This is a genomic window from Methyloversatilis universalis EHg5, assembly GCF_000378945.1.
In the GTDB taxonomy this organism is placed as follows: Bacteria; Pseudomonadota; Gammaproteobacteria; order Burkholderiales; family Rhodocyclaceae; genus Methyloversatilis; species Methyloversatilis universalis_A.
In genome coordinates, this window is record NZ_KB900539.1 from 2,443,872 (window position 1) to 2,469,699 (window position 25,828).

Annotated in this window: 18 protein-coding genes; 8 read left to right on the forward strand and 10 right to left on the reverse strand. The window is 67.7% G+C overall.

The annotated features are described in order from the left end of the window. The first annotated feature begins 7 nt into the window (after positions 1-7). The 3 genes from METUNV2_RS0111290 (at position 8) to METUNV2_RS19630 (ending at position 4,871) form a co-directional block, all read left to right on the forward strand. Complete coding sequence (locus tag METUNV2_RS0111290) at positions 8-586, forward strand: amino acid kinase family protein (protein WP_018229584.1); 579 nt, start codon at positions 8-10, stop codon at positions 584-586. Positions 587-950: 364 nt separating this feature from the next. After that, the gene (gene katG, locus METUNV2_RS0111295) at positions 951-3,122 is read left to right on the forward strand and encodes a catalase/peroxidase HPI (RefSeq protein WP_018229585.1); all 2,172 of its coding nucleotides are present in this window, start codon (positions 951-953) and stop codon (positions 3,120-3,122) included. Between the two features lie 411 nt (positions 3,123-3,533). Then, positions 3,534-4,871 (forward strand): YaaC family protein, encoded by a 1,338-nt coding sequence (locus METUNV2_RS19630; RefSeq protein WP_081618537.1) that lies wholly within the window; start codon positions 3,534-3,536, stop codon positions 4,869-4,871. Between the two features lie 50 nt (positions 4,872-4,921). On the opposite strand, the gene pbpC is transcribed toward METUNV2_RS19630, so the two are convergent. Then, positions 4,922-7,264: a penicillin-binding protein 1C gene (gene pbpC, locus METUNV2_RS0111300; protein WP_018229586.1), complete on the reverse strand. Its 2,343-nt coding sequence runs from the start codon at positions 7,262-7,264 to the stop codon at positions 4,922-4,924. Then, complete coding sequence (locus METUNV2_RS0111305; protein WP_018229587.1) at positions 7,261-7,500, reverse strand: hypothetical protein; 240 nt, start codon at positions 7,498-7,500, stop codon at positions 7,261-7,263. Before METUNV2_RS0111305 ends, pbpC begins: the two co-directional genes overlap by 4 nt. A gap of 221 nt (positions 7,501-7,721) precedes the next feature. Here METUNV2_RS0111305 and METUNV2_RS19135 point away from each other — a divergent pair, with 221 nt between their 5' ends. Continuing rightward, positions 7,722-9,515 carry an ATP-binding response regulator gene (locus METUNV2_RS19135; RefSeq protein WP_018229588.1) on the forward strand — a complete coding sequence of 598 codons (1,794 nt, stop codon included), beginning with the start codon at positions 7,722-7,724 and terminating at the stop codon, positions 9,513-9,515. 167 nt (positions 9,516-9,682) lie between these two features. Next, positions 9,683-10,093 (forward strand): hypothetical protein, encoded by a 411-nt coding sequence (locus METUNV2_RS0111320; RefSeq protein WP_018229589.1) that lies wholly within the window; start codon positions 9,683-9,685, stop codon positions 10,091-10,093. Between the two features lie 231 nt (positions 10,094-10,324). Here the strand turns inward: METUNV2_RS0111320 and METUNV2_RS0111325 are convergent, their stop codons facing one another. Together METUNV2_RS0111325 and METUNV2_RS0111330 are read right to left on the reverse strand one after the other, a co-directional pair. Then, complete coding sequence (locus METUNV2_RS0111325; RefSeq protein ID WP_018229590.1) at positions 10,325-11,287, reverse strand: hypothetical protein; 963 nt, start codon at positions 11,285-11,287, stop codon at positions 10,325-10,327. A gap of 28 nt (positions 11,288-11,315) precedes the next feature. Next, the gene (locus tag METUNV2_RS0111330) at positions 11,316-16,355 is read right to left on the reverse strand and encodes an alpha-2-macroglobulin family protein (protein ID WP_018229591.1); all 5,040 of its coding nucleotides are present in this window, start codon (positions 16,353-16,355) and stop codon (positions 11,316-11,318) included. A gap of 359 nt (positions 16,356-16,714) precedes the next feature. Here METUNV2_RS0111330 and METUNV2_RS0111335 point away from each other — a divergent pair, with 359 nt between their 5' ends. The 3 genes from METUNV2_RS0111335 to METUNV2_RS0111345 all read left to right on the forward strand — a co-directional run bounded on the left by METUNV2_RS0111335 (position 16,715) and on the right by METUNV2_RS0111345 (position 19,373). Continuing rightward, positions 16,715-17,629 carry a hypothetical protein gene (locus tag METUNV2_RS0111335; RefSeq protein WP_081618569.1) on the forward strand — a complete coding sequence of 305 codons (915 nt, stop codon included), beginning with the start codon at positions 16,715-16,717 and terminating at the stop codon, positions 17,627-17,629. 381 nt (positions 17,630-18,010) lie between these two features. Further along, positions 18,011-18,676, forward strand: coding sequence for an N-acyl amino acid synthase FeeM domain-containing protein (locus METUNV2_RS0111340; protein ID WP_018229593.1), 666 nt, complete (start codon positions 18,011-18,013; stop codon positions 18,674-18,676). Between the two features lie 94 nt (positions 18,677-18,770). After that, positions 18,771-19,373, forward strand: coding sequence for an N-acyl amino acid synthase FeeM domain-containing protein (locus tag METUNV2_RS0111345; RefSeq protein WP_018229594.1), 603 nt, complete (start codon positions 18,771-18,773; stop codon positions 19,371-19,373). Between the two features lie 31 nt (positions 19,374-19,404). Here the strand turns inward: METUNV2_RS0111345 and METUNV2_RS0111350 are convergent, their stop codons facing one another. The 6 genes from METUNV2_RS0111350 to METUNV2_RS0111375 all read right to left on the reverse strand — a co-directional run bounded on the left by METUNV2_RS0111350 (position 19,405) and on the right by METUNV2_RS0111375 (position 25,814). After that, a complete protein-coding gene (locus METUNV2_RS0111350; protein WP_018229595.1) occupies positions 19,405-21,351 on the reverse strand; it encodes an EAL domain-containing protein in 1,947 nt (648 codons plus the stop codon). Next, positions 21,348-22,052, reverse strand: coding sequence for a transglutaminase-like cysteine peptidase (locus METUNV2_RS0111355; protein ID WP_018229596.1), 705 nt, complete (start codon positions 22,050-22,052; stop codon positions 21,348-21,350). Before METUNV2_RS0111355 ends, METUNV2_RS0111350 begins: the two co-directional genes overlap by 4 nt. Positions 22,053-22,120: 68 nt before the next feature. Beyond that, the gene (locus METUNV2_RS0111360) at positions 22,121-22,813 is read right to left on the reverse strand and encodes a CAAX prenyl protease-related protein (protein ID WP_018229597.1); all 693 of its coding nucleotides are present in this window, start codon (positions 22,811-22,813) and stop codon (positions 22,121-22,123) included. Positions 22,814-22,894: 81 nt separating this feature from the next. After that, positions 22,895-24,211, reverse strand: a complete 1,317-nt coding sequence (gene tilS, locus METUNV2_RS0111365) for a tRNA lysidine(34) synthetase TilS (protein ID WP_018229598.1) — start codon at positions 24,209-24,211, stop codon at positions 22,895-22,897. 37 nt (positions 24,212-24,248) lie between these two features. Continuing rightward, entirely contained in the window at positions 24,249-25,217 is a 969-nt protein-coding gene (locus METUNV2_RS0111370) for an acetyl-CoA carboxylase carboxyltransferase subunit alpha (RefSeq protein WP_018229599.1), read from the reverse strand. A 150-nt stretch (positions 25,218-25,367) separates the two neighbouring features. Beyond that, positions 25,368-25,814, reverse strand: coding sequence for a ClpXP protease specificity-enhancing factor (locus METUNV2_RS0111375; RefSeq protein ID WP_018229600.1), 447 nt, complete (start codon positions 25,812-25,814; stop codon positions 25,368-25,370). Positions 25,815-25,828: the final 14 nt, after the last annotated feature.

The following is a 25,828-nucleotide window of genomic DNA, read 5'->3' on the forward strand; positions in this document are numbered from 1 at the left end:
CGCCGCGATGAATGCGCCGGTGGTGATCAAGCTCGGCGGCAGTCTGCTGAGCGATCCGCAGGACGGCCGCCTGCGCCGCTGGTGCGCACGCCTCACCGGCGAACACGCCGGCCGCGCCCTCATCGTGCCCGGCGGCGGGCCCTATGCCGACGCGGTGCGCGAGGCGCAGGCAGGCTGGGGGTTTTCCGACGACGCAGCTCACCGCATGGCGCTGCGTGCGATGGACCAGTGCGGTCTCATGCTGTGCGATCTCTTTCCCGGCCTCACTGCCAGCGACGACCCGGCGACCCTCGTCGATCTCTGCGCTGCCGGCGGCACGCCGGTGTGGCTGCCGGCCCGCCCGCTCGATCTCGACACCACGCTGCCGCGCGACTGGACCGTCACGTCGGACAGCATCGCGGTCTGGCTCGCCGCCCGCATCGGCAGCCCGCAGGTGCTGCTGGTGAAATCCTGCGCGCTGCCCGGGGGCGATCTCGACGCACTGGCCACGCTGGGCATCGTCGACCCCCATCTGCCACGCATCGCCCGCAGCACCGGCGTCACCGTACGCCTGATCCACGCCGACAGTACGGCTTCCTTCGTCTGAGCGGCCCCACCTTCCCGAAGCTCAGGCATACGCCATCACCGGGTTCTGAGCTGCGCGTCGCCTCGACCACGCCCTCTCGCCACGATGCGGCGATACACTTTTCCCATGATTTAGACTAAATCTAAAACTGCAGAAAATAGCGATTCCATCGCCGCGAAGCTGACGCAGAATCCGGTCACGTGCCTGCCGGTCAGTGCAGCCCATCACCGGCGACGCGCGTGCAGCAAGGCCATGCAGCATTCCGTGTGGATCGATCGGCCGATCCGGTTGTCCACGTCCGCGACAGGCTGCACACGACGCGGTGCGGCCCGAGACCGACCCGGCAGCAGGCGCTGCGCCGGATTCCAACTCTGAGGAGACAGACATGAATGCAAGAAGCGGCAGCAGCGGCAAGTGTCCGGTCATGCACGGCGGCGCCACCACCGGCGACGTCAACGTGATGTCCTGGTGGCCCAAGGCGCTGAACCTCGACATCCTTCACCAGCACGACCGCAAGACCAATCCGATGGGCGAAGGCTTCGACTACCGGCAAGAGGTGAAGAAGCTCGATTTCGACGCGCTGCGCAAGGACGTGACCGCGCTGATGACCGACAGCCAGGACTGGTGGCCGGCCGACTGGGGCCACTACGGCGGCCTGATGATACGCATGGCCTGGCACGCGGCCGGCACCTACCGCGTGGCCGACGGCCGCGGCGGCGGCGGCACCGGCAACCAGCGCTTCGCGCCGCTCAACTCGTGGCCGGACAACGGCAACCTCGACAAGGCGCGCCGCCTGCTGTGGCCGATCAAGAAGAAATACGGCAACAGGCTGTCCTGGGCCGACCTCATCCTGTACGCCGGTACCGTGGCCTATGAGTCGATGGGTCTGAAGACCTACGGCTTCGCCTTCGGCCGCGAAGACATCTGGCACCCGGAAAAGGACATCTACTGGGGCTCGGAAAAGGAATGGCTGGCCAAGACCGACAACCCGCACAGCCGCTACTCCGGCGAGCGTGACCTCGACAACCCGCTGGCCGCGGTCATGATGGGTCTCATCTACGTGAACCCGGAAGGCGTGGACGGCCAGCCCGACCCGCTGAAGACCGCGCACGATGTGCGCATCACCTTCGCCCGCATGGCGATGGACGACGAGGAAACCGTGGCGCTCACCGCCGGCGGCCACACGGTCGGCAAGGCGCACGGCAACGGCGACGCCTCGCGGCTCGGCCCGTCGCCCGAAGGTGCGCCGATCGAGGAACAGGGCTTCGGCTGGATGAACCACAGCACCCGCGGCGTCGGCAACCAGGCGGTCACCAGCGGCCTCGAAGGCGCCTGGACCACCCACCCGACGAAGTGGGACGACGGCTACTTCAAGCTGCTGCTCGGCCATGACTGGGAACTGAAGAAGAGCCCGGCCGGCGCCTGGCAGTGGGAGCCGGTGGGCATCCGCGAGGAAGACAAGCCGGTCGACGCCGAAAATCCGTCGGTGCGCCACAACCCCATCATGACCGACGCCGACATGGCGATGAAGATGGACCCGGCCTACCGCAAGATCTCCGAGCGCTTCCACGCCGACCCGGCCTACTTCAGCGAAGTGTTCGCCCGCGCCTGGTTCAAGCTCACCCACCGCGACATGGGGCCGAAGACGCGCTACATCGGCCCGCAGGTACCGGCCGAAGAGCTGACCTGGCAGGACCCGGTGCCCCCCGGTCGCACCGGCTACGACGTGGCTGCGGTCAAGGCGAAGATCACCGCCGCCGGCCTGGGCGTCGGCGACATGGTCGCCACCGCCTGGGACAGCGCCCGCACCTTCCGCGCCTCCGACTTCCGCGGCGGCGCCAACGGCGCGCGCATCCGCCTCGCGCCGCAGAAGGACTGGGCCGCCAACGAACCGGAACGGCTGGCGAAAGTGCTGGCGGTGTATGAACGCATCGCAACGGAAACCGGCGCCAGCGTCGCCGATGTCATCGTGCTGGCCGGCAATGTCGGTATCGAACAGGCGATCAAGGCCGCCGGCTTCAAGGTCGAGGTGCCTTTCGCCCCCGGCCGCGGCGACGCCACCCAGGCGCAGACCGACGTCGAATCGTTCGAAGTGCTGGAACCGGCGGCCGACGGCTACCGCAACTGGCAGCCGCGCGACTACGTGGTCACGCCGGAAGAACTGCTGCTCGACCGCACTCAGCTCATGGGCCTCACCGCCCCCGAAATGACCGCGCTGATCGGCGGCATGCGGGTACTCGGCGCCAACCACGGCGGCAGCCGGCACGGCGTATTCACCGACCGGGTCGGCGCACTCACGAACGATTTCTTCGTGAACCTCACCGACATGGCCAACAGCTGGAAGCCGACCGGCAGCAATACGTACGAAATCCGCTGCCGCAAGACCGGCCAGGTGAAGTGGACCGCCACCCGCGTGGACCTCGTGTTCGGCTCCAACTCCATCCTGCGCGCCTACGCAGAGGTCTATGCCCAGGACGACAACAGGGAAAAGTTCGTCCGCGACTTCGTCGCCGCCTGGACCAAGGTGATGAACGCCGACCGCTACGACCTCAACTGAGGTTCGTACGCCGCGCGAGAGCGCGGTGGGCACTCAGGGCCCGCTTCCGCATCTGCGGGGCGGGCTTTTTTGTGGGCGTCTCTTTTAGCACCGAGTCGGCTAGACGCTCCACTGCATCGCAGCACATACACTCATCATGAAAAGCAAGGTTTCCCTATATCATCGAACCATGACATATGAGCATGAACTGCAGTCTCAAGTTGGAGCAATTACCTACTCGTTGCGCTGTAATGACGTGAAGCGCGTTTGCATATGTGACCTTAAAAACCTGATCTGTTTCGTCGAGCTCACCGCCTAACGCAGCACACACCAGAAGAATCTTTAGTAGCACTACTGAAGTCGTGACGCAGAAGTAAAAACAGGCAACAAAAACGCTGACACAAAATCAAAACAAAACTGAAAGGAAAAATCGTGCAAATAGAAGAAATACTTACTGACAAAGTAGAACTCACCGAGGCTCGAAACAAGCCGCAATTTGAATCAAACTTTGACTACAAGAGCTTTCTCTCCGCCCGCGACGCAGCCTTGGAAGAGTGGAAAGCAATGGGAAAAGATGGTCAAAAAATATACTCAGGGGAGATCAAAAGACTATACCAGGAAAGAGCCTTACTACCGGAAGAAACACCTGAATTCACAAACGGAAAAAATCTTTATCTATTAAAAAACGAAGTAAACGAGCGAGTTGGAACAAAAAGCCCAATTGACATAATTCTGTTGGATGAACTTAGCTACCCGGAACCAGCAATCGAATTACTCGAGAACACGGAAAATACCGAACATATTCGAGACTTATACAGATTAAGAAAAAAAACGACAGGTAACGGGCGAAACGCAGGGATATCAACTGATGAAGCGAGGCGCCTTAAAAACTGTATGAGACAAGGGCGCGAGCTATACCTCAGCAGCCGAGGCGGACCGCTTATGGTCAAGCCACTAACATTGTTTTACTCCCTAACAGCCTACGCATACTCTATTGTCATACTTAACAATCCAATAAGATTTAAGCTCGACAATCTCCCTGGCTCCCACGGAATGAATTACCTACCCGAGCACGTCAAAGCTCAGTTTGGTGGTGACATGCCACTGGGAACATTCAGCGATCTTCTAGTTTCATTCCCCACCAATTCAATAAGAGCGAGGGAAGTGGATTTTTCACAAAGCAGCATCCCATCAATTATTGCATTCTACAAAACGCGACACACCGTAAGCACTGGAACGTTGTTAAGCATGGTTCCAGAAATTCGAGATTATTACAAAATAACCACTGGAAGAGAATCAAGAACCCACCCGCTGGAAATTTCCACAGTAACCGATCGCAGAACCACATCGTGGGAACTGCAAATCGGTGACGGCATTAGCAAACCACCTCTCGCCGACATCCAACAGTCCTTTCCATCATTTAGAATATCAGAGCGTCACGGAAAAGTAATAGTCACAATCCCGACCGCAGAGGAACACGTATCTCAAGCAACAATTTACTCCGACATTCGAGGACGACTATGGTACATAGAGAACCCATTTTTTCCTGTAATCCTACCTGAGATTTGCACACACTTCCTACTAACAAGCATGTTGAGCAACCTGATGCGATACTCACCCGACCACTGGGGTGAAATACTATTAAACCAAGTAAATACAAACATATCACTAATAATTAGCAAATACATTTCCACCTTTGAGCTCAAAATGCCAATTCTCGTCTTAAGATCAATCTCAAAATTTCACCCAATTGTCTCAAACGAAAGCTAATTTAATTAAAACAAAGAATACTCACATCACTTTGAGGCGGTACGAAAAGATTAATTTCCGGAGCGCGCATCCACGGCGAACGCCACGCTGTGATGCCGCCCGCCTTCGTCCATCACCGTAAGCCGGTGCGCCCCGGATTCAGTCAGCAGCAGCTTGCCGCCGGCATCCGGCGTAACCCGCCGGCCATCCAGCAGCCAGTACACCGGCCCCTGCGCGCCGCGCACCGCGAGCTGCAGCGACACGTGGCGCTGATGCGGGGCCGGGCGCAGGCGGCTGGCGTCGTTCAGGCCGACGATGCGCAGCGTGGCGGCCGGGGTGCCGCCGGTGGGCGCGCAGCCGGGCTGCCAGTCAGGGATACGCTGATCGGCCGGCAGCCAGCCGGCCAGCCAGGGTTGCAGCAGCGTGGGCCAGCGAGCGGTGTCGCGCGGCTGGCCGTGGCCGCAGCCGGACACGGTACGCAGGCCGGAGGCCGGATCGATCCAGAGCGTCTGCCGCAGGCTGCTGCCGTCGATGCGATCCGGCCGCGTGGGCGGCACGGCGCCGGCCAGTGACCAGGCGCTGCGGCGGCGGTGGCACATCGGCGCGGGCGTGTCGACGGCGGCCGTGCCGAGCGGCCAGCAGATGTCGACCGGGTGCACCGTGGCCGGCCGCGCGCGCGAAGGAACGACCTCGCGCGGCAGCGCGGCGGCGATGTCCTTCAGCAGCGGTGCGGCGACATTGGCGCCGAAAAAGCCGGGATTGGGCGTGCCGTCCGGCCGGCCCAGCCACACGCCGAGCGCGTAGCGGCCCGACACGCCGACCGCCCAGGCGTCGCGGAAGCCGAAGCTGGTGCCGGTTTTCCAGGCCAGCGGCGCGGCGCCACCACCCTCGACGAAGGGCCGGTCCGGGTGACCGCCGCCTTCCAGGATGTCGCGCACGATCCAGGCCGCGCCTTCGCTCATCAGCCGCGCTTCCTCGATGGGCGCGTCCGGCGTGAGCCGCGGTTTGCCGGCCACGCCGCCGGCAGCGAGCGCGCGGTAGCCGCCGACCAGTTCCTCCAGCGTGACGCCGGCACCGCCGAGGATGAGGCTGAGGTTAGGCTGTTCGCCGGTGGCGATGCGCGGCTTGATGCCGCCCTCGGTGAGCCGGGCAGCGAAGCGCGCAGGGCCGATCTGGTCCAGCAGGTCGACCGCCGGCACGTTGAGCGATCTCTGCAGCGCTTCGGACACGCTGACCGGCCCGGAAAAGTCCGCCTGGAAGTTGCCCGGCTGGTAGCCGCCGAAGGCCTGCGGCGCGTCGATCAGCAGGCTTTCGGAGTGGATGAGGCCGTCGTCCAGCGCCATCGCGTACAGGAAGGGCTTGAGCGCCGAGCCGGGCGAGCGCACGCCGCGCACCATGTCGACATGGGCGCCGCGCGCGTTGTCGCCGAAGTCGGCCGAGCCGGCGTAGGCGCGCACTTCCAGCGTGGCGGCGTCCACCACCAGGGCAGCGATCGACACGCGCGGCGGCAGCACGCTGGCGCGGTCGGCCAGCAGGCGCTCGACCGTGGCCTGCAGTTCGCGGTCCAGCGTGCTGGCCACGCGGGTGAGGCCGGCGCTGCCGGCGCGCCGCGCCTGTCCGCGCAGGCGTTCGGCGGCCAGCGGTGCCAGCCAGGCGCCCTGCAGCCGCTGCGCGATCACAGGCTCGATGCGCGCATCGGCCACCACCTCGGGCGACCAGACGCCGAAGCGCTCCAGCCGCGCCAGCACCCGGTCGCGCGCCGCCTGCGCCGCCTGCGGCGCGCGGTCCGGCCGCAGCCGGCTGGGCGCGCGCGGCAGCGTGGCGAGCAGCGCCGCTTCGGCGTGGCTGAGCTCGCGCGACGGCTTGCCCAGATACGCCCGACTGGCCATCTCGACGCCCTCGACGATGCCGCCCATCGGCGCGTGGTTCAGATAGAGGGTGAGGATGTCGTCCTTGGACAGCCGCCATTCCAGCTGCAGCGCACGCACGATCTGGCGCAGCTTGCCGCGCGGCGTGCGCGGCACCGGTTCGAGGATGCGCGCCACCTGCATCGTGAGCGTGGAGCCACCGGACACGATGCGGCCGGTGGTGGCCCACTGCCACGCGGCGCGCGCAAGCGACGCCGGATTGACGCCCGGATGCCAGCGGAACCCGCGGTCCTCATACCCAAGCAGCGCCTCGATGTAGCGCGGCGACACGTCGGCCGGCGAGACCGGATAGCGCCAGGCACCATCGCTGCCCGGCCAGGCACGCAGCGGGCTGCCGTCGCGGGCCAACACGATGAAGCCGTCGTTACCGGCGGGCAACGGCGGCGGAAACAGGCGGTCCAGCGCCCACAGCAGCGCGCACAGCGCGAACAGCAGCGACCAGCGGGGATGACGGCGGATGAAGGCGCCGACCGCGGCCCGGCTCATGCCGGACCGGCGGCCGGCGGCGGGTCGGACACGATGCCCGGATGCTCGGCCGCCCAGCGCGCCAGCGTGGCGCGGGCACGGTCGAATTCGTCGTCCTCGATCAGCAGCGCCACCGCCCCGCCCTGGCGCACCTCGGCCGGCGCCGGCACCAGCTGCACGTGCAGGCCGTCCAGCGCCAGGATGTCGCGCAGCATGCGGCCATCGAGACTGTTGGCGATCAGGGTGAGGAGGCGCATCGGCTCGGGGGTGTGAGGAAAGGAATGAGGAAAGGAAAGCGCCCGCATGTTACCGCTGTCGGTGCAGGCCGGCCCTGCGCTGCCATGCAGATTGACAGCCTTACGGGCGATGCCGACACTGCCCTTCGCCCGCGACGCCCACCGACCTGCCTCTGGCTGCGACCGATGAACCGCCTCCGCCCCCTCGCCCACCGCCTTCCGCTGCGGCGCCCGCGTTCACGATGACCGTCCCCGCCCACACCGACGACATCGGCGCGCGCATTCTGCGCGAGCAGGTCGATTCGATGATGCGCACCAGCTGGAGCGGCGCCATCGCCGCCTTTTTCGTCGGCCTGGGGTTCTGGACCATTGCCTGGGCCCAGACCGGCGACCGCGGCGCGCTGCTGTGGGCGGCGCTGCTGCACAGCTGCCAGCTGTGGCGCTATCTCGGCTGCCGGCGCTATCTGCGCACGCCACCGGAGGCGCGCGACCCGGCCACCGCCGGCAACTGGTATGCCCGCGCGCTGCTGGTGAATGCGTCGATCTGGGGCCTGTCGCCCTGGCTGTTCTTCCCGCGTGACAACGCGCTGGTGACCGCGCTGATGATGCTGGTGCTGATGGGCATGACCACCGGCTCCATCGCCTCGCTGGCGCCGCACCGGCGCGCGCTGCTGAGCTTTCCGATACCGGTCATGCTCGGCCTGTCGAGCGCCATGCTGTGGCAGGGCGACGCGCTGCATCTGTTCATGGGCGTGTCGGCGCTGGTCTATCTGTACGTGAATCTCGATTTCGGCCTGCAGCAGCACCTGCTGCTGACCGAGGCGCTGCGCAGCCGCTATGAGAAGGAGGCGCTGGCGCGCCAGCTGGAAGAGCAGATCGCCATCGCCCGCCGCGCCAGCGAAGAACGCACCCGCTTCTTCGCCTCGGCCAGCCACGACCTGAGGCAGCCGCTGCATTCGCTCGGGCTGTTCGGTACCGCGCTGCAGCGCCGGCTCGACAGCGGCGCCGAACGCGCGCTGGCCGACAACCTGATGCAGTGCGTGAATGCGCTGGAAATGTCCTTCAACGAAATGCTGGAGGTATCGCGGCTGGATGCCGGCGTGATCCGCCCGCGCAGCGAACCGGTGTCGGTGGCCGCACTGTGCCGCGCGCTGGATGCGAGTTTCGGCCCGCAGGCGGAAGCGCGTGGCCTGATGCTGCGTTTTCGCCCCGGCCGGCACTGGGTGCTGGGCGACCCGCAGCTGCTGGAGCGCCTGCTCGGCAATCTGGTGCACAACGCACTGAAATTCACCCGCGAAGGCGGCGTACTGGTCGGCGCCCGACTGCGCGACGGCGGTGTGGCGATCGAGGTGCGCGATACCGGCATCGGCATTCCGCCGGACGAACAGGCGCGGGTGTTCGAGGAGTTCTATCAGGTGGGCAACCCGGAGCGCGACCGCGCGCACGGCCTGGGCATGGGGCTGGCCATCGTGCGCCGGCTGGCCGACCTGATGACCATGCCGCTCGCGCTGCGCTCGCAGCCGGGCCACGGCACCCTGTTCCGGCTGTGGGCACCGCTCGCCCTGCCGCCGGCGCGCAGCGACACCGACGTGGCGCCGGCCGCGCCCGCGCTGGCCGACTGGGCGCTGCATGTGCTGGTGATCGACGACGAAGCCCAGGTACGCACCTCGACCGCCGCCGCGCTCGAAGGCGCCGGCATGAAGGTGGCCCTGGCCGAGGACGGCAGCCAGGCGCGTGCCGCAGTGCAGGCAGCCCGCGAACGCGACGATCCGGTCGACGCGCTCATCTGCGACTTCCGGCTGCGCGGCGACGAGGACGGTCTGGCGCTGATCGCCGCGCTGCGCGCCGAAGCCGGCGAAGCGCTGCCCGCATTGCTCATTACCGGCGACACCGCCCCCGACCGCCTGCAGCGCGCCCGCGCCAGCGGCCTGCCGGTGCTGTACAAGCCGGTGTCCGCCGACCGGCTGATCGAGGCGCTGCAGGCGGCGATGGAGGCCGGACTGGCGCCGGCCGACCACGACCCGCTCGCACGCTGAGCACAGCGCACCCCGGCCGCCGCTCATCGGTGGAAGCAGGTCATGCGGATGGTCGAATACGGCACAACACCCTGCGCATTCGCCCTCAAGCCGCCGTCATTGCCGCCGATATCGAGGTCGATACGCTGAGCGCCGCCCACTCCGGCCCCCCGACGAGGATGGACAGAATGACAACAGAACGCGCCACCGAACACGATTACGTCCCGCTGCTCCGCGCCTGGCTGAGCAGCGTGAAGCAGCGGTTCAAGCTGGACGATGCCTGGGTGACCGCAGTCGAGCGCCTGGATCAGATACTCGCCACCCAGCCGGCCACCGTCACCGCCTACGACGTGGGCCGGCTGTTCCATCCGATGGAAAAACACCGCGTGGTCACCCGGGAAACCCCGGGCGCCGACCGCGCGCTGCACTTCCTGGTCGAAGCCGGCCGCATCGGCGCGATGCAGAAGGGCTCGCCCGAACTGCGCGAGTGGTTCCGCAAGCACTACATGTGGTCCAGCGGCAGCGTGGTGATGCAGGTGAGCGAACTGAACACCCACACCTCGGACGAAGCCATCCGGCAGTATTTCAACGCGGCCTGAGGCCGAAACGGCCGCCGTAATCAGGACAGAGACCGCGCGAAAGAAAAGCCTTCCGCGGTCAGCGCGGTCAGCGCCCTGTCCGATCAGCAACTCTGTGGGAGCGCCACCCTTGTGGGAGCGGCGCCCTCGCCGCGATGCGGATGGTGAATCAGGCCAGCATGCCTGTGAAGGGAATGATCGCAGCGAGGGCGCCGCGCCCACCGAACCGGGCTCCGGACCGGGTCACCCACTCTACTTGCAGCGCTTCTCCAGTTCCTTGCGCAGCCGGCTGCGGTCGGCGACCACCCCGATGTCCAGATCGCGCTCGACCGCGCGCCGGTAGCAGGCGTCGCGGGTCCGGATCTCGCTGTCCCGGTCGAGCAGGTTGTCGAGGCCGCGGCCGCCCATGTCCTTCACCACGATGTCGGCCGTGGCCGCGCGGTCTATGCAGGGCTTGAGGTCGAAGCGGCGCTGCGCGATGCGGCCGTCGTCGGTGCGACGCAGACGCTGTTCGCGCACGGTGAGGTCATCCACGCAGGCGCAGTCGAAACGCAGGTGGCCGGAATCGCCGCGGCCGGCGTTCTGGTCGGCGCACCAGGCGCGGTTGCCGGCGCGCACCGGATTGTCGGCAGGCATGATCTGCGACAGCGCGGAACTTTCGTCGGTCCCGGGCCGGCCCAGCCTCATTTCCGCGCCGATGGCGGCCGGCGACGCGGTGCCGTACATGCAGCGCGACACATAACTCAGCACCGGGCCGCCCTCTTCGATATTGTCGCGTGCCCACGCCTCACAGGCCGGCCGACGGGCGGCCGCGCGCTCGAGCGAGCCGTGCTGGTTGCGCGCCGCGGCCGCCGGCACCGTGCCGGCATCGGCCTGCTTGCGCGCTTCGCGCTGCAGGCAGTTCCACAGCGATTCATCGCTTTCGCCCGGCCGGTTGCCCCAGAAGGCGCCGGATTTCTCGCGGCAGCGTTCGATGCGGTCCTGCGCCACCCAGCCGCTGCGCTCGTGCGCATCGACCATGCAGCGGTGGAACAGCACTTCGTCCAGCTTGCCGCTGTCGCGGGCGTCAGCATCACAGCGCTTGCGGGCGGCGGTACTCCAGGCCGCGAATTCAGCCGCCCCATCGGCCTGTGCCGGCAGAGAACCGGCCAGCAAGGCGATGCCAAGCACCGCAGCGCAGGCAGCGGAAAGGCTGGTGTACCGGTTCGGTCTCATCGAATGTCTCCTGTTGTGCGACCCGCGCTCACCGGCGGCCCGCCACGCTGTCCACAACGTCCAGCGGCGCACCGCGTTCACCGATGATGCGCAGTTCCGGACGGTACATGTCCTCGACGAAGGTGCCGGGCACGCTGTAGCGGCCGGGCGTGACCACCCGCACCATATATACAAGGTTCATCGGCGCCGCATCGAGCTTCACCGCCGCGACGAAACGGTCGTCTCGGTACTCGCGGTGCTTCACCCGATTGTCGGTCAGCGTATCCATCACGCGCAGCGTCTGTCCGCCCGGCAGCTGCAGCGCGAATTCGGATGCCTGCGGCCCCTGCGACAGGTTCTGGTTCTCGATTTCCAGACCGGCCGGCAGGCGGTCGACCACCAGCGCATCGTCGGCACGCCGGGTCGGCCTCACCTCGACCCGCACCAGCATCAGATCGCCCACCTTCAGCGCGCGGCCGCCCCATGGGCGTCCGTCCGCCTCGAACAGCGTGCGCTGCGCACTGCCCAGACCGTTGTCCACCGGCGGCGCGACCTTCGGATAACCGGCGCCCTCGACCTCGACATAGAGCGGCGCCTCGCCGGTATTGGTGAGGGCTGCGCCCTTGCGGGCGGCCGCGGCGTCCAGCGGCAGCAGGGCCGGCTTCTCGCCCTTGTAGGCCTCACCCCCTTCGAGCGTCAGCGACCACGGCTTGCCGGCACCCAGACCGGCGGCGCGGCCGGCCATCACCATGGCGATCTGTTCCTGGGTGGACAGCCAGCGGCGTTTCGCGGTGTCGTTCGACAGTTCGAACAGCAGGTTGGCGGCGCGGTCGAGCTTCACCTCGTGCCGGGCGAGCAGCGCGTACAGCATGGCGCGGTCGCGCAAGGGGCTGCCGTAGTCACCCAGCCACTCGTATTCGCTGTCGTTCCCGCGCAGGCCATAGGGTCTGGCCAGCGCCTCATCGAGCGCGACGCGGGCGCGCGCCTCGTCGCCCATCAGCTTGAGCGCCAGACCGAGATGGGCCAGCGCCAGCGGCGACTTCGCCAGCTGGCGGTGCTCGTCGTGCAGCAGGCGCAGCGTGGCCAGCGGCGCGCGCTGCTCGCGCGCCAGCACGTAGCCGAGATGGGCGGCGTTGGCGAAACGCAGGTGAGCGCCGCGCAGCAGATCCATCTGGCCGGGCTGAGTGCCGACCTGCGCCGGCAGCCGCGGCATCTGCGACGGCGCGAGCTGGAATTCCTTCAGCATCCAGTCGCCCATCTTCTTCTGGAAGCTTTCCGGAACGGTGAAGCCGGCCGCCTTCGCGTCGATCAGGAAGCCGCCGACATAGGCGGTGATCCAGTGCTCGTACTCGCCGCCGCCCCACATGGTCATGCCGCCGGCCGCGCCCTGCATGCCGGCCAGCCGGCCGATGGCGCCCTCGACCATGGCCGCGCGTTCGGCCCGGCTGTACTGCTTCAGCCCCAGTTCCTTCGCATAGGCGTCATCGACGATGACATGCGGCCAGGCCGAACTGACCGTCTGTTCGGCGCAGCCGTAGGGGTAGCGCAGCAGGCCGCGCACGCTTTCGCGGATGTTCAGCGGCGGGCTGGACGACGCGCTGACCGCCAGCGTGGCCGATGCCGGCCAGAATCTTTCGAGCAGCGCGGCATCGATCACCTGGCGCGCACCCGGCTCGACCTTGATGCGCAGCGCGGTGCGCTCCAGCGCCACTGGCGGCGTCACCTGCAGCGCGGCTTCGCGTTCGATATGGAGGGGCTTCGCACCGCCGCTCGCGTCGAGCACCAGCTTCAGCCGCGCCAGCCCTTCGGCCTCGACCGCCTCGGCGTCGAAGCGCAGCGTTTCGCGCTGTTTTGGCGCCAGCGTGAGCGTGCGGCTGCCGTCGGCGATGCGCGCCGGCGATTCGGCCGACAGCGTGAGCCGGATCTGCTGCGGCGACTCGGTCAGATTGGTCACGTCCAGCGCCACCGTGGCGCGATCACCCGGCGCGATGAAGCGCGGCGTGGCCAGTTCGGCCACGATGGGCGCGGCCACCGTCAGTTCGCGCTCGCCGTGGCCATAGCGCTCCGGGGTGGACGCCACCGCCATCAGCCGCAGGCTGCCGTTGAAATCCGGCAGCGCCAGCGTGATCGCCGCTTCGCCCCTGTCGTCCAGTTTTACCGGGCCGGAGAACAGATCGACCAGCTTCACCTTCTTCGGCATGCTCTGCGAATCGCGCATGCCGGCGTCGCCGCCCCACTTGAGCCGGCCGCGCGAGCCGTCCATCTTCTCGATCAGCCGGCCGTACAGGTCCAGCAGGTCGGCGGCGTAGCGCTGGCGACCGAAGAAGTAGGCGAAGGGGTCGGGCGTCGGGAATTTCGTGATGTTCAGAATGCCCTGATCCACTGCCGACAGCGTGACCCAGGCCGCCTGCCCGGCGGCGCCATCGACCTTCACCTTCACTGTGGTTTTGGTTTCCGGTTCGACCTTGGCCGGCGCGTCCAGCGCCACCTTGAGCCGGCGGTCCTCGCGCGCGAGCGGAAGGTGGGCCAGACCGAGCGCACGCGCCGGCGTGACCCGGCTGCCTTCGCTGCCCGGCCGGAAGGCGATCACCGACAGATAGAGGTCATGCCGGTTCCAGCTCTTGTCCAGCGGCACCTCGATCGCGGTGCCGGAGGCGCTCACCTTCACCCGCTTCGCCCACAGCACGCGGTCGCCCTCGACCAGCACCAGCGCGTCGCCGTCGTGCGGCGGCGTGACCGTGGCCTTCACCGTATCGCCCGCCCTGTAGGGCGCGCCTTCTAGCTTCACCTGTACCCGGTCCGGCCGGTTGCCCAGCGCCTCGTTGTCCTGCGCGCCCCAGCCGGCGTAGAAGCGGTAGCGCATCGTGAGCCTGGACTGCGGGTCGTCGATTTCCAGCCGGTAGCGGCCCCAGGTGACCGGGAAGCCGACCTTGGCCTGCGCCTTCAGCGCGACGCTGCGGCTATCGACCAGTTCGTCGTTTTCGCTGAAGCCGGAATGCCAGCCGCGCTGGTCGTCGAAGCGCCAGTAGTACTGCCGCTCTTCCCTGAACAGCCGCACATTGGCCTTGTCGATGGGTGCGAAAGCGCCGTCCGGCAGGAAGCGGCCGATCTCGAATTCGGCCAGCGACGACTCGCGCGCGACGTCGCGCTCGAACAGCGGGCGTACCGCGACCAGCGCCGGCGCCGGCCACCAGGCGCGCTCGACCGAGCGCACCACCGGACGGCCGCCGGATTCGAGCAGCGAGAACGCCACCCGCAGCGACAGCGGTGACTTCGCGCTGCCGGCGTCATACGGCACCTCGACCTTCGCGGCGCCGCGGTCATCGAGCGCGCTTTCTTCCAGTTCGCGCCGGCCTTTCACGCTGTCGTCGGCGAAGTCACCGAAAATGAAACCCGGCTTCTTCTGCGGCAGCGCGAAGCGCAGCCGCTCGACCGCCAGCGCGGCCAGCAGCCGGTTGCCGGCGGCCGGTGCGCCGTACAGGTAGTCGCCCTGCACGCCGATGTCGAAGGGCGCGCCTTCGGTCAGCACCCGTTCGTCCGACTTCAGCGTGAGCTTCATGCGCTCGGGCAGGAATTCCTCGACCCTGAAGCGCATCAGCGCGGCAGGCTGCTTCGCGGCCGGATCGGCGCGCAGTTCCAGCATCCAGCTGCCGGTCTGGGCGTCCGCCGGAATGGCGATCGGCTGCCGGTAATAGCCCGGCTGTTCGGCCGAGGGCTTCCACACGCGCTGGCTCACGGTGCGGCCGTCCGGCCTCTTCAGCGTGGCGCTGACCGGCAGTGCGGCGATGGCGCGGCCGTCGGCGTCGCGCGCCAGCAGCGACACCTCGAACTGTTCGCCCGGCCGGTACAGGTCGCGGCCGCTCCAGGCGAACAGCTTCGTCTGCGCCGGCAGCAGGCCGGCGGTGTCGAATTCGGACAGATCCAGCGCCGCTTCGGCCAGCGACACCACCGACATTTCGCGGCCACGCCGGGCGATCACCAGCTGGGCATTGGCCGGTACCGCGTCGAAGGCAGCGCGGCCATCGCCGTCACCCTTCAGCGCGCCCACCCGCTTGCCGTCGCCATCCAGCAGTTCGAACTCGACGCCGTCGAGCGCGCGACCGGATTTCAGCGAGGTGGCAAAGGCATCGATGCGGCTGCCATTGCGGTGCAGATGCAGGCCAATGTCGCTGACGTGGAAATAGGTGGTCTGATAGTCACCGGCAAAACTGCCGGGCGCGCGCATGACCGCGATATAGACGCCGGGCTCCTGCAGTTCCTTGATCTTCTCGACCGGCAGGAAGCTGACGTGACGGCGATCCTTTTTGTCGTCGGTCAGGAAGCGGCCGATATAGACGCTGGTCGACAGATCCTTGAACTGGTCCAGATACCAGCCCGAGGTGCGGCCGCGCAGATCGACGCCGCCGCCGTCGTAGTACTCGCCCTCGTAATATTCGCCCTCGCCGCCCTCCTCGCCTTCGGCCGGCGCATTGCGGCGTATGCCATACACCTTGTCGAGAAAGGCCGGCAGCTGGGCCGGTTCGACCCGCAGGAACTCGACATCGACTTCCGGCGTATTGACCGTGACCACGGGCAGGCCGCCGTTCTGGCCGGCCGGCAGCACGGTGCCGCGGCTGGCGAAGAAATGCGCCGGCGGCATGTCGTCCACCGCGGTATCGCACTGGTGGGCGGCCGCCAGCTTTTCGCCGGAGCGTGTCGTCACGCCGGTGGCGATATCGATGCGATAGCGGTGTTTCGGCAGCACGCCGCCGAAATAGGCGACCCGCGGGTTGTCGCCGATCACCCAGCCGCCGGCCACCTTGTCCGCCGCGTCGCGACCGCCTTCGGTCTCGCCCAGATCGGTCACCTTCATCAGTTCGGTCAGCGACTGCCGCCCGGCCAGCGGCCGCGAAAAGGTGACCGCCAGCGCCGGCCCGCCGTCGCGGCTGCGCGCCGCGCAGCCCATGACCGCGAACGGCGCGGACGGATCGTCGCCCACCGCCGCGATACCCGGCCCGCCCGCATCGCGCCCGAACTGCCACCAGGCCCCTGCGCCCGCGGCCGCCACTGCCAGCGCCGCCACCCAACCGATCACCGCTTTGTTCGCCATCGAGCATCGCCCGTTTGTCATGACCGGTCGGGATTATCGCCGCATCGCGCAGGCTTTGGGTGTGCGCGGCGGACACAGAGACGACGCGTGATCAAAGGCCCTTCTCGGCGAGGGCGCCGCTCCCACCGGGTCTGGGCGACGGACTGGGCGGGTTTCGTGGGAGCGGCGACTCGCCGCGATTCGGCTCTGAAACGGAGACGGCGGCAGATCAAAGGCCTCTCGTGGCGGGATCGCCGCCTCCACGGGGTGCCCGCGCGCCGACGAGCACCTCTGAAATGAAAGCACTGGCTCGCACAGGCATGGACGCCCGCACGCTGCGCCGTTATGCTGCGCGCCCTGACGAATCAGTGACTTGCATGATGACCACCGTTCATATTCTCGGTGCGCGGCTGGAATCGGCCGCGCCGGCGCTGCGCGCCACGCTGTCCGATCTGCTGGCCCGGCTGTACGCACGCGACAGCGCACTGTCGGCAGAACGCCTGAAGGCGCTGGTGGTGAGCGACGAACGGGCGCCCGCCGCCGAAGGGCAGGCCGAAGTCCCGCCGCTGGTGCGCAGCGACGACGCGGACGGCTGCACGCTCACGCTGGCCGCCCCCTATGTGGAACAGGCGCTGGGCGGCGAGGCCGACCAGCTGCTGCAGCTGGTGCATCTGATCCACCGCGAACTGTGGCGCGGCGAACTGGCGCGCGAAGCGGCAGCGGCCTCACCGGCCGACGCGCTCGCAGCGCAGTTCTCGCCCATCGTGGCCCGCATGTTCGACGAATACCGCGCCAACCGCGCCAGCGCCTGGTCGCTGCCGAACAACGCCGACCTGCTGCTGCCGCATCTGCTCGGCCTGCTGGAAGAACTGCCGGCCGCCTGCGACCGTGCCCGCGCCGACTATCGCATCGACGGCAATCTCGATGCACTGGCCGGGCTGTCGATGGCACGGCTGGCGCTGCTCATGCAGACCACCGCCTTCAGCCTGGGCTATCTCGCCGGTCTGGGCCGCTCTGCCGCCGACATCGCGCCCGAACTGAAAGCCGGGCTGGATGCCTCCATCCTCGGTCGCGAATGGCCGCGCATCGCCGCGCTGCTGGCCGGCGCCTCCGCCAGCGAGGGCGACGCGCGTGCGCTGCAACTGGACATGCTGCGCACCCGGGTGATCGCGGTACTGGCCGCGATGGGCCTGCAGGCGCGCACCGGCGACGACGGCACGGTGTGGATGGATGTGGCCGACGCCTCGCCCGAAGCCACCGCCGCCGCGGTCGCGCGCATCGGCACACTGCACTGACTCTGCGGCCGTAACCCCCTTTCGCCGGTCGGTGGCGACACAGGGGCTCGCGACCGGCACGGGGCCGGTCGCGGTGAAGCGTCTTTCCTGCAGAAGCAGTGCCATCGCAACGGCCTCCGGATCTCTGCCGACCGGGCCGGCATCAGGTTTGCGGCCTGTCCGCCACAAGATTGCTGCGCGAGTGCCCAGTCAGGTTGCAGGCATGCAGCGATCGCGGCGCCTGCTGCACTGCACCGCGTGCGACGCCGGCTGACATGAAAGCTTCAACTCCGCATCAAGCGCATGCAATGCGGCAACCTCAGCCTGCGCACGCAGCAAGGAAACCGGTCACGGACGCCCGGAGCTTTGCCGAATGTTGCAAATGACCCGAGCGAGGCTTCCATGTCACCCCGTCTGCGCCACGACGCCGCAAATGACGCGCGTTTCCTGCCCTTCCCGCTGCACCGTGCCCGACCCCGGGTGTATCCGGTGCCTGCCGCCGGGTCAGCCCCGGCGGCACCCGCAATCGAATACCTGATCGCGTCGAGCGCGGACGAACTGAGCGCCGCCGCCGCGCTGGTGCAGGCCTGTTACGGATGGCGCGGCTACGACACGGAAAGTACGGGGCCGCATCCCGGCGAAAGCACGCTGCTGGCGCGGATAGGTGACCGGGTGATCGGCACCGTCACCGTGCGCAACGGCACCCGTACCCGGCTGCAGGCCGAAGCGGGCTTTGCCGAACACGTGGGCGAACTGCGCCGCCAGGGCCGGCGGCTGGTGGAATACACCCGCTTCGCGATCGACCGGGGCTGGACAGGCCGCAACGATCTGGCGGCCGAACTGATACGGCGCGCACTGCTGCTGGGGCGGGTGGCGCTGGGCGCGACCGACTGCGTGATCGAGGTGAATCCGCGTCACATGCGCTATTACCAGCGTCAGTTCGGCTTCACCGTGCGCGGCCCGGAGCGCACCTGCGAGCGGGTGGGCGCGCCGGCCCGGCTGCTGCATCTGGACATGGCGGTACCGCCGCCCTGCATCGCTCACGATCAGGCACCGCGTCTTCACTGATCGTCCCTATCCGCGCACAGCGGTCGATGAGGCTGGTCCGCAGCTCGGAATGCGGCTATTATTTGTGGGATTATTTCCCTCGATAATGACACGCATGACCACTCATTGCGCCGCCGAACGCGTCGAATACCTGATTGCTTCGCACCAGCACGAGTTCGCGGCTGCACGCCAGCTGGTCCTGACCTGTTATGGCCAGCGCGGCTACGACGCCCCGCACGCGAATACCCGGCAGGGCGAAAGCACCTTGCTGGCCCGGATCGGAAACCGGGTGATCGGCACCGTCACCGTGCGCAGCGGTTCCCGTGTCCGGCTGCAGGCGGAAGCGGGCTTTGCCGAACATGTGGGCGAACTGCGCCGGCAGGGCCGCCGCTTGGTGGAATACACCCGCTTCGCGATCGATCGCGCCTGGGCGGGCCGCCATGATCTGGCGGCCGAACTGATACGGCGCGCGCTGCTGCTCGGGCGCATGGCGCTGGGGGCCACCGATTGCGTGATCGAGGTGAATCCGCGGCATATGCGCTACTACCAGCGACAGTTCGGCTTCACCGTGCGTGGCCCCGAGCGTACCTGCGCACGGGTGGGTGCACCGGCACGCCTGCTGCACCTCGACATGGCGGTCATGCCGGCCTGCGTGACGCAGGAACCGGCAGCCCCGCCGGCAAGCTTCCGGACCCATACGGCCCGCATCAGCGCTTGAGGGCAGCCGCGGATGCACCGCATCCGCGCATTCAGCGCCGGGACACGTCGGGCTGCGGCACCTGCTCGGCCGCCACCGCGGCCCCCTGTACCGCCCGTATGCCCAGCCCGTGCAGGCCGGCGAACGCGTCGGCGTGTTCCACCGCCACCGCCACCGGTGTGACCGCGAGTGCGGACGCAATGCCGGCCAGCGATTGCACATAGGCGCCGGAATCCGGATTCAGCAGCGCTTCGCGGGTCAGCGTGACCGAGAACTTCACGTGGGCCGGACGCAGCCGGCGCAGCAACTGAAGCGCATTGGCGTGCAGGCCGAAATGCTTGATGCCCAGCGCCAGCCCGCGCGACTGCGCCAACTGGGCAAAGGCTTCGGCGGCATCGACATCGCCCAGCAGCGCAGCCTCCGGGAATTCGAGGATGAGCGTGCCGGCGCGTGCGTCATGCCGGTAGCCGCGCACCCAGCGCAGGATGTCGGCATCGGTCAGCGTGGCGGCCCCGACATTGACCACCGTGGCCAGGCCGTCACGGCGGCTGCGCGCTTGTTCCAGCGCACGCATCAGGCAGGCACTGTCGAGCGCGGCCGCCACCCGGACTTCGCCGGCATACGTGATGTACTCGGCAGCACGGATGAGCCGGTTGCCGGCATCGAGCGCGGCGCGCAATTCGACGTGCAGTGGCGCGACGACACCGGTACCGTCGAGCACATGGGTCGCCTGGGTGGCAAAGGCGATATGGCCGCCGCGTATCAGTTCGCGGACCTGGGTGCGCAGGTCACCGGCACCGGTTTCCGCCTCGCGCGCGTGGGCCAGCACCGGCGTGGCGCCGCTTTCGATGCGCCACTGGTGCAGCGCGCGATCCGCCGCTGCCAGCCAGCCGCCGGCATCGATGTCGGTACCGGCACCATCGGCCGCACCGGCGCGCCAGGCATAGGCCTGGCCCGAGCCGGCCGCACCGGCCAGACTGTCGAGCCGGACCAGCAACCCGCCCAGCGCATCGCGGGTGCTCGCCTCGTCGCTGTCGAACAGCAGCGCGAAACAGGCACCTTCGACCCGGCCGCTCAGCACCACCTGATCGAGCGCCTTCATGAAGCCGGCGGATTCGGCCAGCAGGTCATCCACCGCCTCGCGGCCGTAAAGATGGTTCAGGTCCTCCAGCCCCTCGACCTGCAGCAGGGCCAGCCAGCCGCTGCGCTCGCCCGCTTCGATGCGTGCTTCGAGCGCGGCGCGGAAGGCACGGCGGTTGGGCAGGCCGGTCAGTTCGTCGACCAGGGCCTGATCGCGGAACTGCTGCGCGCGACCGGCTTCGCTTTCCAGCGCACCGGCCATCGCGGTCAGCATGCGGTTGAAAGCGCCGACCAGCGGCTGCAGCTCGACCGGCATGCGCGCTTCGTCGATAGGCAGGAATTTGCGTGAAGCGGCCGCCACCGCCGAACGCTGCACCCGGCGCAGCGGCCGCAGGCCCCAGCGCAGCGCCATCAGGCCGAGCACGCTGGCGGCCGCCAGACCGCCGCCCATCCACAGCATCAGGGTTTCGGCGATGGACCACAGCTGCAGCTGGGCCCAGTGAGGGTGCGGCTCGACCTGCACGCTGCCGGCGATGCGCCAGCCGTGCATGATGTCCGAGGTCTGTGGGCCGGCCGCCAGCGGCAGCAGGTCGATGAACCACTGCGGCGCACCGCCGGGCAGGCGCGCCGGCGCCTGACGCGACGCGATGACCGCGCCTTTCGCGTCGCGCACTTCGATGCGGCGCAGATAGCTCTGGTCGAACACCGGCTCGACCAGGCTTTCGGCGTTCTGCAGCGCCGGCTCACCACCAGCGGTCAGCGCCACGGTCAGCGACAGCGCGATCGCCTGCGCCTGGCTGGCCATCTGCGCTTCGACCCGGTCGCGCGACACCCACAGCGCGGTGGCCAGCGCGGCGGCGAAGGCCAGCACGCCGACGCCCAGCAGCGCGGCCAGCAGACGCATGCGCAGGCTGTTCATCCGCGCACCTCCGCATCGACCCGGTCCAGCAGTTCGCGCCATTTGCGCAGTTGCTGAGGCGAACCCAGTTCGCGGTCGCCACCGGTCTGCACCTTCCATACCCGGTCGTCGTTGAAGCTGTACACCGGGGTCAGATCCGGCCGCTCACGTGCCGGCAGAAAGCGCTTCTCAAGATTGTCGAGCACCCACGGTTCGGCGCCCGGTTCGGGGTAATAGGCCAGCACCATGTGATTCTCCAGTCGGCCCTGACGCAGCAGGCGCACATAGGTGATGCGCAGCTTGTCGGCCGGCATGCCCAGTTCGCGCAGCGCGAAATACTTGGCCAGCGAATAGTCTTCGCAGTCACCGGCCGCGATCGCGGTGAATTCGGCCGGCGTGGCCCAGTAATCTTCCGACTGCCACAGCTGCGGGTCAGTCACGTAACGGGCGCGGTTGGCGATCTGGTTGATGCGCTCGACCCGCACCGCCTCGTCGGCGATCTTCGCCGCCCCGGCCAGCGCCTCGGACAGTTCAGCCAGCCGCGGCCCGGCCTTGTCGCCGAAGCGGGCGGTCATCTTCTGCTGCAGTTCAGCGCGCACGGTGAGCAGGTAACCCTGATAGGAGAAGGCCAGCACCTGCGACGCCAGCGCAGCGAACGCAACACAGGCCAGCAGGCGTGTGCGGTTCGATGCGACGGCGATGATGGAGGGCGGGCAGCGCATGGCGGGCAGACACGGTCAGGATCCCCGTTAACGGTCGTCAGCCGGCCGCCCTTGATGGGCGTTCGGCTCTACCAGAAATGCCATTGTGCAGTGTGCACCACCCACAGGCCCAGCAGCAGATTGGTCAGCGCGTGAGAAACGATGGCCAGCCACAGCCGGCCGCTCTTCAGATAGAGCCCGCCGTAGGCCAGACCGGCGACGATGCCGGCCGCCCACTGACCGTGTTCGAAGCCGAAAGCGAGCGAAGCGAACAGCAGGCTGCGCAGCGTGACCGCGCAGGCCGGCAGCGACAGAAAATCCGCTCGGTCCAGCCAGCGCTGGACGAAGGAGCGCCAGAACAGCTCTTCCATCACCGGCACCACCACCGCCGCGCCGAAGATGCGCACCACCACCATCAGCGGAATGAGCGCACCGGCCTCGTCCTGCGGCTGATAGCCCTTGCCCGGCGCAAATGCGAAAGGTGAGAAATCGAGCCAGATCCACAACGCCCACACCGCCACGCCCAGCACCAGTGCAGCCACCCAGCCGGTAGCGCCACGCAGCGGCGTGTCAGGGGCCGGTTCGCGCAGCTCGACGTAGTCGCGCCAGAAATACATCAGCGCGGCGACGACGCAGGCGATCTGCACCGCGTACATCCAGCGCACGTCGATGCCAACGAGCCCGGCCAGCGGCGCGGCGATGACCAGGAAGGCGATGTAGAGGGTGAAAGGAAGAATGCGCGCGAGCGCTGCGCGCCGGGATGCGGCTGGAGTCGGGCTCATCAGGGCCGTGGCATGTGGTCCGGGAATCGCCGGATCATAAGGCCGCCATGCGACATGGAAATGTCACCAAGCGTTACAAGGTCACCCCGATGTCGACTGCGCCACGACCGGCGTCCACACAGGCATCCAGCCCGATTCGCCGGGTCCGGCAACCCACGGCTCGGCGGGTTCGCAGCCAGGCATCCACAGCGCCTCGCGGCCGACCACCAGAATGGGTGCGCGGTCGCGCAGCCAGGGCGGCAGACCGCATTCCTGCGCGATCTGCTTCACGCCTGCACGCGGACGGCCGGGCCCGCGGCGCACCCGGTCCTTGGGCTGGCGCGCACGCAGCACCGGCGCCGCCTGTGCCAGCGCCGATTGCGACAGCCCCCGCCCCTGCACCGGCTGCAGCTGCAGACGTCCGGCCCCCCAGGCGATGTCGGTTTCGCCCTGCCAGTTCAGCGCGGCCGGCGCCGGCAGATCCGGCATCAGCCAGAGCAGTCCGCGATGACAGAAGCCGGCGACGCCGGCGTGCGACACCGGGCACTCGGCGCCGGACTGCCAGGCCAGCACCTGACGGCGCCATTCGTCCAGCCAGGCTTCGGTCGGTGCGGTGCGCGCGCCGACCCGCCGCAGCAGACGGCGCAGCAGATTGCGCTGGCGGGCCGCTTCGAGGCCGCGCAGGCCGTCTATCGACCACGCCCTGCCCCAGTCAGTCGCCACGGCGATCGACTCGGCATCGCGGTCGGCCAGCCCGTCCAGCAGCCCTTGCGCTTCGGCCAGCCGGCGCGCGGCGCCGGACAGCGTTTCAGCAGTGCGCGGCCAGCGCGACGACAGCACCGGCATCACCTCGGCACGCAGATAGTTGCGCGCGTAGCGGATGTCGGCGTTGGATTCGTCATCGACCCAGGACAGGCCACGCGACTGCGCTGCAGCTTCGAGCACGCTGCGCGACAGCGCGAGCATGGGGCGCAGCTGGGCGGGTCGATCGGGTTCGGACGGGCGCCAAGCCGGCATGCCAGCCAGCCCCATCAGGCCGGCGCCGCGCACCAGATTGTGCAGCAGCGTTTCTGCCTGATCGTCAGCGTGGTGGGCGGTCAGCAGCGCAGCGACGCCCTGCTCCAGCGCCTGCAGGTTGAGAGCGCGGTAACGCGCATCGCGCGCCGCGCATTCGATCCCGTCCGGGCTGTCGAGCGCGACTGCGACCCGATGCGCCGAAAACGGCAGGCCGAGCACCGCGGCCTGGGCTGCACAGTGGGCGGCCCAGTCGTCGGCGTTCGGGCTCAGTCCGTGATGGACATGGGCGCAGGAAAGCTGCCAGCGACCTGCGGCGGCCAGCGCATGCAGCAGTACCGTGGAATCGAGACCGCCGCTGCAGGCGAGCAGCAGCGGCGCCCCGTCGGGCAGGACCGCGGACACCTGAGCGGCGATGGCCGCCGCAACGCGGTCGAACGGGTCAGGCGACCGCCTGCTCCTTGAATTTTCCATACGCCATGACGCGCTCGAAACGGCGCTCGACCAGCTGGGTGGGAGTGAGATCGGCCAGCTGGCGCAGCGATTCGGCCAGCGCGCGCTTGAGTGAGGCTGCCACGGCGGCATGATCACGGTGAGCGCCGCCAGCCGGCTCGTTCACTACCTTGTCGATCAGGCTGAGCGTCTTCAGGCGCGACGCGGTGATACCCATGATTTCGGCTGCATCGGCCGCCTTGTCCGCGCTCTTCCAGAGGATGGACGCACAGCCTTCCGGCGAAATGACCGAGTAGGTCGAGTACTGCAGCATCATCAGCGTGTCGGCCACCGCGATCGCCAGCGCGCCGCCGGAACCGCCTTCCCCGATGATTGTGGAAATGATGGGCACGCGCAGTTCGGCCATCGCATACAGATTGTGGCCGATCGCTTCCGACTGCCCCCGCTCTTCGGCGTCGATGCCCGGATAGGCGCCCGGAGTGTCGACGAAAGTGAGCACAGGCATGCCGAACTTTTCCGCCAGCTTCATCAGGCGCAGCGCCTTGCGATAGCCCTCGGGGCGCGGCATGCCGAAGTTGCGGAGGATCTTTTCCTTGGTGTCGCGCCCCTTCTGGTGACCGATCACCATGCAGGGCTGGCCATTGAAGCGGGCGATGCCGCCGACGATGGCGTGGTCGTCCGCGAAGGCGCGGTCGCCGTGCAGTTCCTGGAAATCGGAGAACATCAGCCGCAGGTAGTCCAGCGTGTAAGGACGCTGCGGGTGGCGCGCCACCTGGGCGATCTGCCAGGGTGTGAGCTTGGCGTAGATGTCCTTGGTCAGCGCCTGGCTCTTGGCTTCGAGCCGGGTGATTTCCTCGGATATATCGACAGCGGAGTCGTCCTGCACGAAACGGAGTTCTTCGATCTTCGCTTCAAGTTCGGCGATCGGCTGTTCGAAATCGAGAAAGGTTGTCTTCATCGGGCTGACCGTAAACAAGGGTGCGCAATTCTAGCGCGTCATACCCGATACGGGCGGACAGACGCGCATGCGAGTGCAGGCAGCAGACGTTCAAAGTGCAAAAAGCCGGCATCTGCCGGCTTTTTGCCTCGAACGGACACCAAGCTGCGCCTACTTGATGCGCCGCAGATGGGGCTTGGCCGGCGACGGCTTGTCAGCGGCCGGCGTGGTGAGCACGGCCTGTTCACTGCGGTCAACCACGGTGGCCGGCGCGACATCCGCCCGCACCGGCTGGCCCGGCGTGACTTCGAACGCCATGCCATGACCGTTTTCACGGGCGTAGATCGCGGCCACGCACTCGACCGGAATCGTCAGCTCCTGCGCCACACCGCCGAAGCGGGCGGAACAGGTGATGAGCTCATTGCCCATCACCAGCTGATGCACCGCCTCGCGGCCGATGTTCAGGATGATCTGACCATCCTTCACGTACTGCCGCGGCACGCCGGCGCGGTCGTCAACGACGACCGCGATATACGGCGTGAGCCCCTGGTCGGCGCACCAGTCGAACAGTGCGCGCAACAGATAGGGCTTGGTGGAAACCGAACTCATGACGTCCATCGGGTGTTTTCAGC

What these genes read in the sequence shown, in the direction of transcription:
- METUNV2_RS0111335 (WP_081618569.1), top strand. Translation starts at nt 16,715, where the DNA reads ATGACCACCGTTCATATTCTCGGTGCGCGGCTGGAATCGGCCGCGCCG.
- METUNV2_RS0111330 (WP_018229591.1), bottom strand. Translation starts at nt 16,355, where the DNA reads ATGGCGAACAAAGCGGTGATCGGTTGGGTGGCGGCGCTGGCAGTGGCG.
- METUNV2_RS0111375 (WP_018229600.1), bottom strand. Translation starts at nt 25,814, where the DNA reads ATGGACGTCATGAGTTCGGTTTCCACCAAGCCCTATCTGTTGCGCGCA.
- METUNV2_RS0111360 (WP_018229597.1), bottom strand. Translation starts at nt 22,813, where the DNA reads ATGAGCCCGACTCCAGCCGCATCCCGGCGCGCAGCGCTCGCGCGCATT.
- METUNV2_RS0111290 (WP_018229584.1), top strand. Translation starts at nt 8, where the DNA reads ATGAATGCGCCGGTGGTGATCAAGCTCGGCGGCAGTCTGCTGAGCGAT.
- METUNV2_RS0111320 (WP_018229589.1), top strand. Translation starts at nt 9,683, where the DNA reads ATGACAACAGAACGCGCCACCGAACACGATTACGTCCCGCTGCTCCGC.
- pbpC (WP_018229586.1), bottom strand. Translation starts at nt 7,264, where the DNA reads ATGAGCCGGGCCGCGGTCGGCGCCTTCATCCGCCGTCATCCCCGCTGG.
- METUNV2_RS0111325 (WP_018229590.1), bottom strand. Translation starts at nt 11,287, where the DNA reads ATGAGACCGAACCGGTACACCAGCCTTTCCGCTGCCTGCGCTGCGGTG.
- METUNV2_RS0111340 (WP_018229593.1), top strand. Translation starts at nt 18,011, where the DNA reads ATGTCACCCCGTCTGCGCCACGACGCCGCAAATGACGCGCGTTTCCTG.
- METUNV2_RS0111305 (WP_018229587.1), bottom strand. Translation starts at nt 7,500, where the DNA reads ATGCGCCTCCTCACCCTGATCGCCAACAGTCTCGATGGCCGCATGCTG.
- METUNV2_RS19135 (WP_018229588.1), top strand. Translation starts at nt 7,722, where the DNA reads ATGACCGTCCCCGCCCACACCGACGACATCGGCGCGCGCATTCTGCGC.
- METUNV2_RS0111345 (WP_018229594.1), top strand. Translation starts at nt 18,771, where the DNA reads ATGACCACTCATTGCGCCGCCGAACGCGTCGAATACCTGATTGCTTCG.
- katG (WP_018229585.1), top strand. Translation starts at nt 951, where the DNA reads ATGAATGCAAGAAGCGGCAGCAGCGGCAAGTGTCCGGTCATGCACGGC.
- METUNV2_RS0111355 (WP_018229596.1), bottom strand. Translation starts at nt 22,052, where the DNA reads ATGCGCTGCCCGCCCTCCATCATCGCCGTCGCATCGAACCGCACACGC.
- METUNV2_RS0111350 (WP_018229595.1), bottom strand. Translation starts at nt 21,351, where the DNA reads ATGAACAGCCTGCGCATGCGTCTGCTGGCCGCGCTGCTGGGCGTCGGC.
- METUNV2_RS0111370 (WP_018229599.1), bottom strand. Translation starts at nt 25,217, where the DNA reads ATGAAGACAACCTTTCTCGATTTCGAACAGCCGATCGCCGAACTTGAA.